The following is a 13045-nucleotide window of genomic DNA, read 5'->3' as shown; positions in this document are numbered from 1 at the left end:
GACGTTTCTTTTAAATTTGTAGGACTTAACCGGATAAAAATAACAAAAACATGAAACACAAAATTAACCTAATCGCGTCATCGGCCGCCATCTTAATCCTGACTGCAATCACAGGGGCATGCATCAGCCTACACCACTGTATGGAATGGGAAACCTACTGCGACGATGGCACCCTACCCTTATTGGCCATAAGGCACACGCAAAACATGATATTCCACGCCTATTACTGGATGGGCATTGCTTTCGTATGTTTATGCCTGATGACAGCCATGATGGTATGGTACTTCCGCCAACAACAAAAACGCCATCCGGAATTGGTCGATTTGATGGCAGACACGTCGGAATGCGAACTCCACAAGATACAAGTGAACATCTATACCAACGAAATCATCATAGACGGCATAGCCTACCCAAGCCGCTGCCAAGTGGTGTCCCTGTTGGACTACCTGATGAAACAACCCACGCACGAAATCTCATTCATGGAACTCAATACAGTATTCAATGAGAATTTCTTTGACGGCACGCCTGCTTCCAAACGGAGAATCAGCAACCTCAAATATGAAGTCAACGACTTGTTGAAAAGCGGAGGATTTGAAATGACCAAAGTTTCTGCCGACAGGTTTGCCTTGACCCCTATCAACCAAAGAGCATCCTGACATTGACAAAAAGTAAAACCGACCTCCACGAGACTCGCGTATTTCCGCCCCCTCACGGAAGTACCCGGAAATACGCGAGTCTCGCAGGGAGACGGAAAGACAATCTGACAGCCCATAAGGTTTTCTTGCCACATCCTGCTCAACGGGATGGAAAATGTAACGCTGAAGGCTCAAAGACGAGAAAGCCCCAACCGGATTTGCATGCCATTTTGACATCCGGCTTTTACAAACCAAAACACTCCAAATAGAATAAAACCACGCCTGAAAAGCCTTTCCTTACCCCGTTTTCAGGTGCTTTCCGTCGCCATGTGCGGATATTCCCTCAACAACGTGCGGAGAAAAAAAATGTTTTCTCAGCCGAACGAAAAACCATTCGGCTGAGACTGATTCTTAAAAATCCCCAACATAGTGAAAAAACAAGCCTGAAATGCTAAAAAATGTACCTAAAACCACCTTGCGCCCCCTCTAAAACCTGCCGGTTTTCAGGGCATGCCTTAATCAAAAAACGTGGTTTTACTGTCAAAAAGACAGCAAAACCACGAAATATCGTCCATTCATGAAAGTTACAGGCACGTTTACCCTTGGAGTCCGGCAGGCGCTTCCGCTGTCCCTTCCACTCCGCGCAACGGTTCGTTCTCTTCGGGAATCACCTTCTTGGCACTGGCCTTGGCGCCCAACTTGATAAGCTTGTTGGCCGCCCCCACCACGCTCAACCGCCCGTCCTTCAGCTTGTCGGCGGCCTTGGCAAAGGAGGATGAAGCATCTTGCAACTTCTGTCCCACCGTCTCGAAATGGCCGATAAAGTCGGCCACGCGGTCGAGCAACATCCGGGCCGTATCATAGATGGCCTCCTGGTTCTGCGCCTGTTGCATTTGGGTCCACGCAATCTGGATGATGCGGAGTGCCGCCGTGAGGTTCTGCTCGCCGGTAATGAACACCCCTTTGGAAAAAGCCTCACGCCACAACTCCGGTGCTTCGGCCAACGCCAACTGAAGCGCCCCTTCGTTGGGCACGAACATGATGACGTAATTCAAAGCCTGACGCGGCAACTTGATGTACGCGCTGTAATCCTTGCGGGCCAATTCGGCCACATGCTGCCGCACGCTACGGACATGCCGCTGTAGGGCTTCGGCACGCGCCTCATCGTTCTCGGCGTTCTGGTAGTCCACGAAAGCCGTAAGCGACACCTTGGAGTCGATTACCGCATCTTTCCCGTCGGGGTAATGCAGGATGGTGTCGGGAATCATCCGCTTCCCGGACTCTTCGTTCAAGATGGCCTTGCCGGTGCGGTCGCGCAGGGTCACCTGCTTCTCGTAATGTATGCCTTCTTTCAGCCCTTGGCTTTCGAGCAATTCGTCCAGAATCAACTCGCCCCAATTCCCCTGCACCTTGTTCTCGTTGCGCAACGCCGAAGCCAGCTTGTCGGCCTCAGCCCCGATTTCACGCGTACGCTTCATCACTTCCTCAATGGCTTTCTCCAACGAGGCCGTGTTCTTGTTATGCGTGTCGCGGCTGCTGTCCATGGCCGTACGCATTTCCCGGATGGTCTCTTTCAGCGGGTCTATGATAGCCGTCATCTGCACCGTGTTCTGCTGCGAAAGCTCACGGGTACGCTGTCCCAGAATCTCACGGGTGGCATTCTGCAACTGCTCCTGCATGAGGTCCATCTGTTCCTTGAAACGGCGGTTTCGCTCTTCGGCCTCGCGCACCATCTGTTCGCGCACCAACACCAATTCCTTTTCCACCGTCTGCTTGTCGGCAGCCAGACCTTTGTTTTCGCGGTTCAGCGTCTCGCACCGCTCTTGCAACTCGGCCAAACGGTTCTCCATGCGCCCCTCGCGCTCCTTGAAATCCTGCGACTGCCGTCCTGCCAGTTCTTCCATGTCGAGACGACGTTTTTCCATCTCTTCCTCACGGGCCTGCAGCAGGGTCTGCAAGGAAGACAAACGTGCCTTCGTCCACAAAAAAACAACACCGGCACCACATACCAAACCGGCGAGCAGCCATAAAAGTCCTGTCATTTCTTCTTTTTCCTTACGTTTTACAACAAAATTACATTTTTTAATGGACAAAGCAAAACGAACTTTGTATTTTTGCAAGATTAATCCCAAAAAACAAACAGAAATGGAACTCATACCTGTAAAAACGACAGCCCCGTATTATGCTGAAGCCGAACGGCTCATGACGGACGCTTTCCCGCCCGAAGAACGCCGTCCATTGGAGCGGCAACGCCAATACACCGACCACAACCCACTTTTCCACCCTCAAGTCGTTGTGGAAAACGGGACGTTTGCCGGACTGTTCAACTATTGGACCTTGGACGGGTTCCTTTATGGGGAACACTTGGCCACCTGCCCCCACTTGCGCGGCGGCGGACTGGGACGGCGCATCCTCGATGCCTTCATCCGGCAAGCCGGACAACCTATCGTGCTGGAAGTGGAGCCGCCCACAACCGACATTGCTGCACGGCGCATCGGCTTCTACCGCCGCTGCGGTTTCCGCCTGTGGGAACATCGTACCTATATGCAGCCTCCTTACGCCGCCGACCTCTCGCCGCTCCCCCTGCTCCTTATGGTGCACGGCGATTTGGACGAAGAGAAAGACTTTGAACGCATCTGCCACGAAATCCATACGAAAGTGTACGAATGGCAGGGAGGCAAGTTGGAACCCGAATCACCCTACAAATAAATCCGGTGCGGCGGAAAGCTTTCGCCGCACCGGATTTCCTTGCCGGCATCCCGTATTCCCGGGTCAATCCGTCTCGATACTGTTCAACAAGTCTGCCTTCCCCTCGTTAATCAGTTTCAATATCAATTCACCGAACAATGTGTTTTGCCAAGCAAACCATGCACGGGTAAAGTTCTTCGGGTCGTTCTTATGGAAAGACTCGTGCATGAATCCCGTACCGGCATCCGTATTCACCAACATTTCCACACAGGCTTTGATTTCCTTGTCGTCACGGCTCGTAAAAGCTTTCATCATGATGCTCATCGGCCAAATCATATCGTAACCGACATGCGGCCCGCCGATGCCTTCGCCCGCCGTCCCTTTAAAGAAATAAGGATTGTCCTTGCTCCATATCAGCTTGCGGGTATTCTGATACACCGGGTCGTCCACTGGCACGTCACCCAGATAAGGCATGGCCAACAGGCTAGGCACATTGGCATCGTCCATGAGCAAACGGTTGCCAAAACCGTCCACCTCGAAAGCATACACCTTTCCGTAACGGGGATGATCGTATACGGCGTATTTCTTCAAGGCGGCCTCCACTTCATCCGCCAATTCACGGCATTCTTTGGCCAACGTCTTTTCATGGTTCACCTCGGTCAATATCTCGGCAGCCTTACGCAAGGAAGTCACGGCAAAGAAATTGGAAGGCACCAGAAACTGAAACGTGGTGGCATCGTCGGAGGGTCGGAAAGCCGAGGCTATCAACCCCACAGGCTTCACCGGATTGCCCCATCCGTTATTGGTCATGGTGTCGAGCGCACGTTCCGTCTTGCGTTGGAAATGATAGGGGCCGTTCCCCTCCTTACGCTGCTGTTCCCGGAACGTCTGTAGAATGTAGGCCACGGCTTGCAGCCATTCGTCGGAGAAAACACTGGCATCTCCCGTCACCTTCCAATAATGGTAGGCCAGACGAATGGGATAACACAGCGAGTCGATTTCCCATTTCCGCTCATACACTTCGGGCTTCATATCCGTCATGTCGGACGCCCAATAGCTTCCCGTCGCCTCCTTATTGAAGGCATTGGCGTATGGGTCGATATTGATACACCGGAACTGACGGCGAATCACTCCGGCCAACATTTTCTTCAGTTCAGGATCCTCATTGGCCAACTGTACGTAGGGCCACACTTGCGCACCGGAATCCCGCAACCACATGGCATGTATATCACCCGTGTACACGAAGGTGTCGTCCGCCCCGTCGAAGTGGACGGTCGTATCCAACGTATTCGGGAAACAATTCTCAAACATCCATGCCAATTTCGTATTCGTCAACAGTTTCTTGGCACGTTGTATCTGTTCCTCCACAGCCTTGGACGTGAACAAACGTTTTTCAGGACGATGGCTCTTCCACGCGCTAACTTGGGTATTGTCCCGTTCGGCCACATACTCCTGCACTACGGCCGCCCGGGTCTCCACCGTCATTCCGGCAACCCCCACGGCGACTCCTACAATTTTAATAAGATTTAAGTTCATAACATTTATTGTGAATTAGTATTAAGTTGGGTTATCTTATAAAATAGATTTCCACCGTATGAAAACCCAAAGCACGGAACAAGGCCGTGAACTGATTGCGTGCATTGGCCTCTGCCCTACGCATATTTGATGGTGTCAGGCATTGGCGCAACATCTTCACGTAGGCACGGTCGTACAAATCTCGACGCACGTCATTCGACCACTTCCCACTCTCATAAAAAACCTTAGTACGGGCTTCGTCGATAAAATTCTTGTCCAGCAAATGCACGGCCGGCAAACGGAGAGTCACGGTATCACCACGTGCCTGCACCCATTCCCCGGTCACCCGGTTCATGTCGATGCCGATGCGGGGGACTCCGGTGTACACAGCCACCAAGCGGTCGTCGGTAAAGAATCCTTCGCGCAACGTGTCTGCCACGACTTCAGACTGGACCGACAAGAATTCCCATTGCCCGATTTGTTCGATACGGCGTATCTCCTGAGAGGTCAGCTCGATACGGTTATCAAAACCGACTTCCACCGATATGCCTCCTTTACGGTTCCATTTTACCAACAACCCGATAAAGACTGCCAATACGACGGCCACGACCAACCATTTCAGTGCACTCAACCATTTTCCCATTTCATTTCAGTTTTTCAGTCCGTCCTTCACGTTCCAACAGCAACGGCATATCTGCCGCCGTAAAATCCTTACGGAAAGAAACCACTATGTTCCGCTCGTCATAGCCCAACCTCGTCAACATCGGCACCAACACGTGGGCCGCATTCTCGCGGGCCATCTCCAAAATGCCCAACTGCGGCACGGAAGCCAGAATCTCGTCTTCCCCCTGACGCGTAAAATCGGCCAGTTCCGCAGAAGTATAGTCCGAACGTGTCAAAGACACAAATTGCTTCACTTCATCGTGATTGATGCGCGAGGAGGTCACGACCACCCGTGGATCGGGCAAAGTGACCACAATACGGTCGCCCGAACGCAACACATTCTTCTCGCCGAACCCCGTGAAGTCAATGTAAGCTTTCAGGGTTACATCGAGAGGTATCATGACCTTGCGTTCGCCGATAGGCACTTTTACATCGAACGTCCGCTGAAAGAGATTCCCTTTCACCCGCAACGGGTCATCCTTCAAAACTAATTTATGCACTTCATATTCGGCCGTATACAGACGGGCACACTCCTTTACCTGCATAACCAAGGAGAGCGTATCGACCCGGACGGCCTCTGCTTTCGTCTCTTTCCCGCGACAAGCCGACAAAAGAGACAGGCACAAAACTATGACAAAACAGAACGTTATTTTCATTGCAAATGCTTGGGGGCTTCAAAGATAGGCATTTATGGAATAACAGGCAACAAAAGAAGACCTAAAAATATAACAGACAAGCTTGTCCAACTCGCCTTTTTTTTGTTCCTTTGTGAAACGGTTGAGAAAAAGAAGAAAATGCAGACACATTTCAAATTCCTATGTATGGCATGCACCGTACTGCTGTGCTACAGTTGCGGTGGAAATAACCCGCAAACCGTCAGCGGATACAGTGAATATGAAAAACCGGACACGACAAATTCCGTGCAGGAAATGAAAGACTATCATTACAGTGCAGAAGTCAAAGTCGGACAAACGCGATATACGTACGACATCGTACGGGAGGTAAACGACACGCTTCCGTTAGTGACGGGGGACGGCGGCGAACGCTATGCCGACAACTATATCCGGTTGCGCGTGAACCGCGAAGGAAAAGAAATCTTCAATAAAGCCTTTACCAAAAACCACTTCAGAAACTATATGGAAAAAGGCTTCATATCCCATGCCATCTTGGAAGGAATGGCTTTCGACAAAGTGGACGGCAACAACCTGCGCTTCGCTGCCAGTGTCAGCTACCCGGCTTCGGACATCTACATCCCGTTGTCCATTACCATCTCGCCCGACGGCAATTACCAAATAACGAAAGATGAAGTCTTGGACACGGTGGTAGCCACAGACTCTACGGAAACGGGAGAATAAATCCGACACGAGGTTGACAACAGACAAAAAAGGAGGTGAAGACATGATAGTCATTAAAATAAGCCGTGGCGCAACCCAACGCATAATATGGATTCTGGCCCTCCTGGTTCTGGCCGGGGGACTTACGGTGGCTTTCTTCCACCTGCGTGACAAAATCTTCCCCTCCACCACGTTTGAACTGAATGACGAATTAGGGGGAAACATCTTCCCATCCCTGATTCTTTCCACAGCCACTACGGACACCCTCATCGTAGCCCCCACGGAAAAAGGCGCGTTGGGCAATCCCAAATCGGGAATCTCGATACAAATCACAAGTCCCGTAAAAGACGCCCGCCTCCATGTTGAGGTGGCAGAAACACCGTTTTTCAAACGTTCCGTATCGGAATTCATCCTTCCCGAGGAAGGAAAGGCTTACACGGTGTATCCCGACATTCTTTGGAACTACGACGCTTTACGCAACAACACACAGGCCGAACCCATCACCGTGTCGGTGGAAGTACAAATCAAAGACCGGGAGGCAAGCCAACGCGTACGCACGTTCTCCGTGCGCAGCATCAATGAATGCCTCATCGGCTACAATGACAAGAAGAACCGCTTCCACAATACAGGTGTCCTGTTTGCCGCATACGTGAACGAGGATAGTCCGTTGATAGACAAAATCCTGCGGGAAGCCTTGAACACACGTATCGTCAACCGTTTCATGGGCTATCAGAACAAGCGTAAAGACTACGTGGACAAGCAGGTTTATGCCCTATGGAACGTGCTGCAACGGCGCAAGTTCCGTTACAGTTCGATTTCATACAGCAGTCTTTCGAGCAACGTGGTCTATTCCCAACGCGTACGGACGTTGGAAGACGCCCTGGCTTCTTCGCAAATCAACTGCGTGGACGGCAGCGTATTGTTCGCCTCCCTGCTCCGCGCCATCAACATCGACCCGATATTGGTGCGTATTCCGGGGCACATGTATGTTGGGTATTACACCGACCGCAGTCATAACCAGGCTAATTTTCTGGAGACTACGATGATCGGAGATATAGACCTGGATGATTTTTTCCCCGAAGAAAAACTGGATTCCACTTCCGAAGGCAAGTCGCAGGAGGAAATGTCGCGGCTCACTTTCGAGAAATCCAAAGAGTATGCCCGTCGTAAATACTCGGCCGACAGCGCACGTATCCACACGCTCCCACGGCAATACATGTTTCTGGAAATCTCCAAGGCATTAAGACGGAAGATACAACCGTTGGGCAAATGAAACAGTTTCTAAAAAAGGAGATGGACTCTCGCAAAGCCATCCCCTTCAAGTTCCTGAAAAAATATCTACCGTCCACTCCTACGAAACGAATTTCCGTCTCTGCCCGCGCACGGTTCAACCTTCCTGCGACGGATAATGCAAATTGGCGTCCGTCATCTGTTCCAGCACTTCATGGAGGTATTTGGCAGACTCCCATTTAGCCATCGGCAAGTCCTGCAACAAATAATTGCCGCAGTCGCGCGGGGTTGCCCCAGGAACTTCCCCTTCATATTCCGCAATGAAACGGAACGTTTCTTTCATCAGTTCCACAATATCCTCCGACTGCAAGTCCCCTTTCATCAGCAGGTAATTTCCCGTCAGGCACCCCATCGGCCCCCAATACACAATCTTATCGGACCATACCGGATGATTGCGCAGGAACGTGGCCGCCAGATGTTCTATCGTATGCAACGCACCTTGCCCCAAAGCCGGCTCACGGTTGGGTTCTTTCATGCGGACATCGAACGTGGTCACTGCCTCACCTCCCACTTCATCTTTACGAGAGACGTAAATGCCCCGCAACAAGTGAATGTGGTCAATCGTAAAACTTGGAATTTTCTTCATTGGATTTATATGTTTTTTCGGATTAAGACAAAGAAGAAGGCAAACCCTCCAAGAAGGTACGTACTACCCCGAAAGATCGGTCGGCCATCGTTTCCCAAAAATTCTCGTACTGCTGCCAGTGCGCATCGGCTCCCGGCGTGTCGCTGATAATCCGGAAACTGATGAAAGGCACGCGGTAGAGGTGGCAAACCTGAGCTATGGCAGCCGATTCCATGTCTACGGCCAATCCCTCCGGGAATTCGGCCTTTATGGCATCAAACTCGGCGCGTTCCGTAATGAACTTGTCACCGGTACAAATCAACCCGGCATGCACGGGTACGGAAGCATCTAAAGAAACAGCTACGGAAAGCAAACGCCCGTCACAAACAAACCTGGCCGGCATATCTTGTATTTGTCCGACCTCGTTCCCGTTACCACACCACACATCGTGATAAACGACTTCCGAGGCTGCCACGACTTCCATCACCCCGGCTTTTTCGTCGATGCCTCCGGCCACTCCCGTACTCACCACCACATCCGGCTGCATGTGGGCCATCAGTTCGGACGCACCAACGGCTGCGTTCACTTTCCCAATACCACACTCCATGATATATAAGGTGTTCCCGCCCAACCGTCCTACGGTATACTCAAAAAGTCCATGCTGTTCCGTACGCATTCCCTTGACCAACCGGGCCAACTGTTCGCGTTCGGAAGCCATCGCTGCAATAATTCCTATTTTCATTCGCCATCGTCTTTATTTCCTTGCAAAAGTACAACTTTTCCACCACTAATTCAATATAACTGGAACAATCGGTTGTTCTTTCACATCGTCTATCGCAACAGAACGGTACTTTACACGGGCAAAATCTATGGCCTTCAAGTCGATACTTCGGATCTCGCTGTTGTACATGGTGCGGTAATAAAACACCAAACCTGTCATATCCGTGGCTGAAGTCCACTGCGTGGCACTCGGAATATCCACCGGCACCTTGGCATCTGCAAATTCAATCCCTACAGGAATGTCGAAATTATTCAATATCTGGAAAGCCTGCAGCACCGTCTTCCGCGCCGTAGCCTGCATGGGAGAAGAAGTCTGATAGAAAGCCGCACGCACAAAACGGGACGGAGGCGTCACGTCGCCGGGAATCCCTAAAAAGCCGCTGCCCGCGCCAAAAGCTGCAAGTTTCACCTTGCCAAACGGTTTGGCCTCTGCCCCTCCGGCATACAGGTTTACATAATTGTTCAGGTTCGTCATCTGCCATTCAAAACCTGGAGAGTTGGTAAGCACGCCTAATTCATTTTCATAAAAATGAGGAATGCCGCCCACAATCTCTAACACGACCTGTCGTCCCGAAGCGTCCGCAATACGCCAATGGACTGTAGAAGCACGTGGGTCGGATGACACTACATGTACTTTTCCAAGCGCCTCTTTTACCTCATCCACCGTCTTGAACCGAGACAACATCCAAGGTACAAGTTGCAAATCGGACAATGTACTCTCACGTTGCCCCTCACCGTACGCTTCATAACTACCGTAGTGAGGGAAGTAAAACAAACCGGCAGCCAGTCCGGCCTCATTCAGTCCATCGGCCACAAAATCCTCCAACTCCACGGCTATCCCTACATAACCGTATGCCGCCGTAAATTTCAATCCGTTTTTTTGTCCGCCAGGCACATATGATTGTTGCACATACCCCCGAGGAACAACCACATAACGGCTGTTCAGGTAGCTGCCGCCCCACTCTATGGTACGAGCCAAGACAGTGGCGCCGTCCTGCGACTTCAACGTAATTCCCGTACATGCCTCAGCAGTATGCGGAACACACAGCCCAACCGCCGTAACGGCAAGCCCGAAAACCATCCCCTTTATTATTTTATTCACATTCCTCATCTTTTCAATATTTTATATGGTTATATTTCGAAAGGTACGAAAAAAAACATACTTTTGCAAGCATAATCCAGTATTATATTTTCCAACTTCACAAAGATGCAACGCTTGTATGCCTTCTTATTATTGTTCCTAAATGCAGTATTATGGGTTCTTGTCGCAATCATCAGCCCCCTATATTTGTTATTGCATGCCCTCTACCAAACATGCAAACGATGCTTCGTACACCCCGAATTCCCCCGGAAGAGACTCGAATCCCTCATTAAAACTTATCTTAGAAAAGGGTAAGTAAGACTTGAAATATCCGGCCTCTCTACTCAAATAAAAGTATACAAACAAAAGGACTCCCTCCATCAACTTCCAAAAGTTGATGGAGGGAGTCCGCATCTATTAACTAACACCTAATGTAATTACTTCACTTCCTCAAAATCTGCATCTTGAATAGTATCATCAGAAGAAGAGTTTCCAGCGTTGGCATTACTCTGCCCTCCGGCATTCTGCTGTGCACCGGCTCCAGGCTGTGCACCACCCTGGTACATCTGTGCACTGGCAGCCTGCCATGCTGCATTCATTTCGGCAATAGCAGCATCGATGGCGGCAACATCACCTGCCTTGTGGGCATCTTTCAATTTCTGCAAAGCTCCTTCGATAGCAGGTTTCTTGTCAGCCGGAATCTTATCACCCAACTCTTTCAACTGGTTCTCAGTCTGGAAAATCATAGAGTCAGCCTGATTCATCTTGTCTACTCTTTCACGCTCTTTCTTGTCGGCATCTGCATTAGCCTCAGCCTCAGCTTTCATACGGTCTATTTCGTCTTTGCTCAAACCAGAAGAAGCTTCGATACGGATAGCCTGTTCCTTACCGGTAGCCTTATCCTTGGCAGACACTTTCAAAATACCATTGGCATCGATGTCGAAAGTCACCTCTATTTGAGGAACTCCACGACGAGCAGGCGCAATGCCGGTCAAATTAAACTGACCGATAGACTTATTCTGAGCGGCCATCGGACGTTCTCCCTGCAATACATGAATAGTCACTTCCGTCTGATTGTCGGCAGCCGTGCTGAAGACTTCGCTCTTGTTGCACGGGATTGTCGTATTGGCTTCAATCAACTTCGTCATTACGCCACCCATCGTCTCAATACCCATAGACAACGGCGTCACATCCAACAATACGATGTCGCCCACTCCGGCTTCCTTATTCAGGATAGCCCCTTGGATAGAAGCACCTACCGCTACGACCTCATCTGGATTTACACCTTTAGACGGAGCCTTGCCGAAGAAATCTTCTACTAACTTCTGGATGGCCGGAATACGGCTCGAACCTCCGACAAGAATTACTTCGTCAATGTCTGAATTACTCAAACCGGCATCCTGCATTGCCTTCTGGCACGGCACCTTACAAGCCTGAATCAAATTATCAGCCAACTGCTCGAACTTAGCACGCGTCAAGGTCTTCACCAAGTGCTTGGGTACACCGCCTACAGCCGTGATATAAGGCAAATTGATTTCCGTAGTCGTAGACGAAGACAATTCAATCTTGGCTTTCTCGGCAGCTTCTTTCAAACGTTGCAATGCCATCGGGTCTTGTTTCAAATCTACTCCTTCTTCTGCCTTGAAGTCAGCAGCCAACCAGTCGATAATCACTTGGTCGAAATCATCACCTCCGAGGTGAGTATCACCATTGGTAGAAAGCACCTCGAATACACCGCTACCAAACTCCAGTATGGAAATATCAAATGTACCGCCCCCCAAATCGAAGACAGCAATCTTCATGTCCTTATTGGACTTATCCACACCGTAAGCCAAAGCCGCAGCCGTCGGTTCATTCACAATACGTTTCACTTCCAAACCGGCAATCTGTCCGGCCTCTTTCGTCGCCTGACGCTGAGAATCGGAAAAATAAGCCGGCACAGTAATCACTGCTTCCGTCACTTCCTGACCCAGATAATCCTCAGCCGTCTTCTTCATCTTCTGGAGAACCATGGCAGAGATTTCCTGAGGAGTATAGAGACGACCCTCAATATCCACACGAGGCGTGTTGTTATCTCCTCTTACTACTGAATAAGGAACACGCGAGATTTCCTTCTGTACCTGATCATAGGTCTCACCCATGAAACGTTTGATAGAGAAAATGGTATTCTTCGGATTCGTAATCGCCTGACGTTTGGCCGGATCACCCACCAAGCGTTCGCCGTTTTTAAACGCCACGATAGAAGGAGTCGTACGCTTGCCTTCGTTGTTAGCGATTACTACCGGTTCGTTACCTTCAAATACGGAAACACAAGAGTTTGTAGTTCCCAAGTCAATTCCAATAATCTTTCCCATAATATATCTACTTTTTTATTATTAATCTAAATTGAATGTATTTCTTACGTCCGCCTCTTACAAAAGCAACGCACTGTTATAAAAACAAACCGCGTGCCAAACTATCTCATGAAGCAGAAAAAACTATAAAAAAAGATTTA

Annotated in this window: 12 protein-coding genes; 4 read left to right on the top strand and 8 right to left on the bottom strand. The window is 50.0% G+C overall.

The genetic code is table 11. From position 1 onward, the window contains the following. Nucleotides 1-50 precede the first annotated feature (50 nt). Nucleotides 51-656 carry a hypothetical protein gene (locus tag E0E47_RS16780; protein ID WP_130894247.1) on the top strand — a complete coding sequence of 202 codons (606 nt, stop codon included), beginning with the start codon at nucleotides 51-53 and terminating at the stop codon, nucleotides 654-656. A 575-nt stretch (nucleotides 657-1231) separates the two neighbouring features. Here the strand turns inward: E0E47_RS16780 and E0E47_RS16775 are convergent. Further along, the gene (locus E0E47_RS16775) at nucleotides 1232-2677 is read right to left on the bottom strand and encodes a DNA recombination protein RmuC (RefSeq protein ID WP_172604732.1); all 1446 of its coding nucleotides are present in this window, start codon (nucleotides 2675-2677) and stop codon (nucleotides 1232-1234) included. Between the two features lie 103 nt (nucleotides 2678-2780). Here E0E47_RS16775 and E0E47_RS16770 point away from each other — a divergent pair, with 103 nt between their 5' ends. Then, nucleotides 2781-3344, top strand: coding sequence for a GNAT family N-acetyltransferase (locus E0E47_RS16770; RefSeq protein ID WP_130894245.1), 564 nt, complete (start codon nucleotides 2781-2783; stop codon nucleotides 3342-3344). Between the two features lie 63 nt (nucleotides 3345-3407). On the opposite strand, the gene E0E47_RS16765 is transcribed toward E0E47_RS16770, so the two are convergent. From E0E47_RS16765 to E0E47_RS16755, 3 genes are all read right to left on the bottom strand, one after another. Further along, nucleotides 3408-4808, bottom strand: coding sequence for a glycoside hydrolase family 125 protein (locus tag E0E47_RS16765; RefSeq protein ID WP_232038537.1), 1401 nt, complete (start codon nucleotides 4806-4808; stop codon nucleotides 3408-3410). A gap of 82 nt (nucleotides 4809-4890) precedes the next feature. Next, nucleotides 4891-5481 (bottom strand): DUF4230 domain-containing protein, encoded by a 591-nt coding sequence (locus tag E0E47_RS16760; RefSeq protein ID WP_130894243.1) that lies wholly within the window; start codon nucleotides 5479-5481, stop codon nucleotides 4891-4893. Nucleotide 5482: 1 nt separating this feature from the next. Next, nucleotides 5483-6157, bottom strand: a complete 675-nt coding sequence (locus E0E47_RS16755; protein ID WP_008628630.1) for a DUF4230 domain-containing protein — start codon at nucleotides 6155-6157, stop codon at nucleotides 5483-5485. 138 nt (nucleotides 6158-6295) lie between these two features. On the opposite strand from E0E47_RS16755, the gene E0E47_RS16750 reads away from it, so the two are divergent. Together E0E47_RS16750 and E0E47_RS16745 are read left to right on the top strand one after the other, a co-directional pair. After that, nucleotides 6296-6856, top strand: a complete 561-nt coding sequence (locus E0E47_RS16750; RefSeq protein WP_232038494.1) for a DUF4738 domain-containing protein — start codon at nucleotides 6296-6298, stop codon at nucleotides 6854-6856. 43 nt (nucleotides 6857-6899) lie between these two features. After that, entirely contained in the window at nucleotides 6900-8108 is a 1209-nt protein-coding gene (locus E0E47_RS16745) for a hypothetical protein (RefSeq protein WP_008628645.1), read from the top strand. A 114-nt stretch (nucleotides 8109-8222) separates the two neighbouring features. Here E0E47_RS16745 and E0E47_RS16740 read toward each other — a convergent pair whose 3' ends face one another. From E0E47_RS16740 to dnaK, 4 genes are all read right to left on the bottom strand, one after another. Next, nucleotides 8223-8711 (bottom strand): S-ribosylhomocysteine lyase, encoded by a 489-nt coding sequence (locus tag E0E47_RS16740; protein ID WP_130894242.1) that lies wholly within the window; start codon nucleotides 8709-8711, stop codon nucleotides 8223-8225. 22 nt (nucleotides 8712-8733) lie between these two features. After that, nucleotides 8734-9432, bottom strand: a complete 699-nt coding sequence (locus E0E47_RS16735; RefSeq protein ID WP_130894241.1) for a 5'-methylthioadenosine/adenosylhomocysteine nucleosidase — start codon at nucleotides 9430-9432, stop codon at nucleotides 8734-8736. Nucleotides 9433-9477: 45 nt separating this feature from the next. Further along, on the bottom strand, nucleotides 9478-10581 hold the full coding sequence (locus E0E47_RS16730; protein ID WP_008628648.1) for a linear amide C-N hydrolase: 1104 nt from the start codon (nucleotides 10579-10581) through the stop codon (nucleotides 9478-9480). A 407-nt stretch (nucleotides 10582-10988) separates the two neighbouring features. Next, on the bottom strand, nucleotides 10989-12905 hold the full coding sequence (dnaK, locus tag E0E47_RS16725; protein ID WP_130894240.1) for a molecular chaperone DnaK: 1917 nt from the start codon (nucleotides 12903-12905) through the stop codon (nucleotides 10989-10991). Nucleotides 12906-13045 lie beyond the last annotated feature (140 nt).

It is taken from the genome of Paraprevotella xylaniphila YIT 11841 (assembly GCF_900683745.1).
Lineage (GTDB): Bacteria > Bacteroidota > Bacteroidia > Bacteroidales > Bacteroidaceae > Paraprevotella > Paraprevotella xylaniphila.
The sequence above is the reverse complement of the archived record's forward strand: the minus strand, read 5'-3'. Positions and strand labels throughout refer to the sequence as shown.

Excerpts from the sequence above, each read along its gene's own strand:
- E0E47_RS16780 (WP_130894247.1), top strand. The coding sequence starts at position 51 with ATGAAACACAAAATTAACCTAATCGCGTCATCGGCCGCCATCTTAATC.
- E0E47_RS16775 (WP_172604732.1), bottom strand. The coding sequence starts at position 2,677 with ATGACAGGACTTTTATGGCTGCTCGCCGGTTTGGTATGTGGTGCCGGT.
- E0E47_RS16770 (WP_130894245.1), top strand. The coding sequence starts at position 2,781 with ATGGAACTCATACCTGTAAAAACGACAGCCCCGTATTATGCTGAAGCC.
- E0E47_RS16765 (WP_232038537.1), bottom strand. The coding sequence starts at position 4,808 with ATGACGGTGGAGACCCGGGCGGCCGTAGTGCAGGAGTATGTGGCCGAA.
- E0E47_RS16760 (WP_130894243.1), bottom strand. The coding sequence starts at position 5,481 with ATGGGAAAATGGTTGAGTGCACTGAAATGGTTGGTCGTGGCCGTCGTA.
- E0E47_RS16755 (WP_008628630.1), bottom strand. The coding sequence starts at position 6,157 with ATGAAAATAACGTTCTGTTTTGTCATAGTTTTGTGCCTGTCTCTTTTG.
- E0E47_RS16750 (WP_232038494.1), top strand. The coding sequence starts at position 6,296 with ATGCAGACACATTTCAAATTCCTATGTATGGCATGCACCGTACTGCTG.
- E0E47_RS16745 (WP_008628645.1), top strand. The coding sequence starts at position 6,900 with ATGATAGTCATTAAAATAAGCCGTGGCGCAACCCAACGCATAATATGG.
- E0E47_RS16740 (WP_130894242.1), bottom strand. The coding sequence starts at position 8,711 with ATGAAGAAAATTCCAAGTTTTACGATTGACCACATTCACTTGTTGCGG.
- E0E47_RS16735 (WP_130894241.1), bottom strand. The coding sequence starts at position 9,432 with ATGAAAATAGGAATTATTGCAGCGATGGCTTCCGAACGCGAACAGTTG.
- E0E47_RS16730 (WP_008628648.1), bottom strand. The coding sequence starts at position 10,581 with ATGAGGAATGTGAATAAAATAATAAAGGGGATGGTTTTCGGGCTTGCC.
- dnaK (WP_130894240.1), bottom strand. The coding sequence starts at position 12,905 with ATGGGAAAGATTATTGGAATTGACTTGGGAACTACAAACTCTTGTGTT.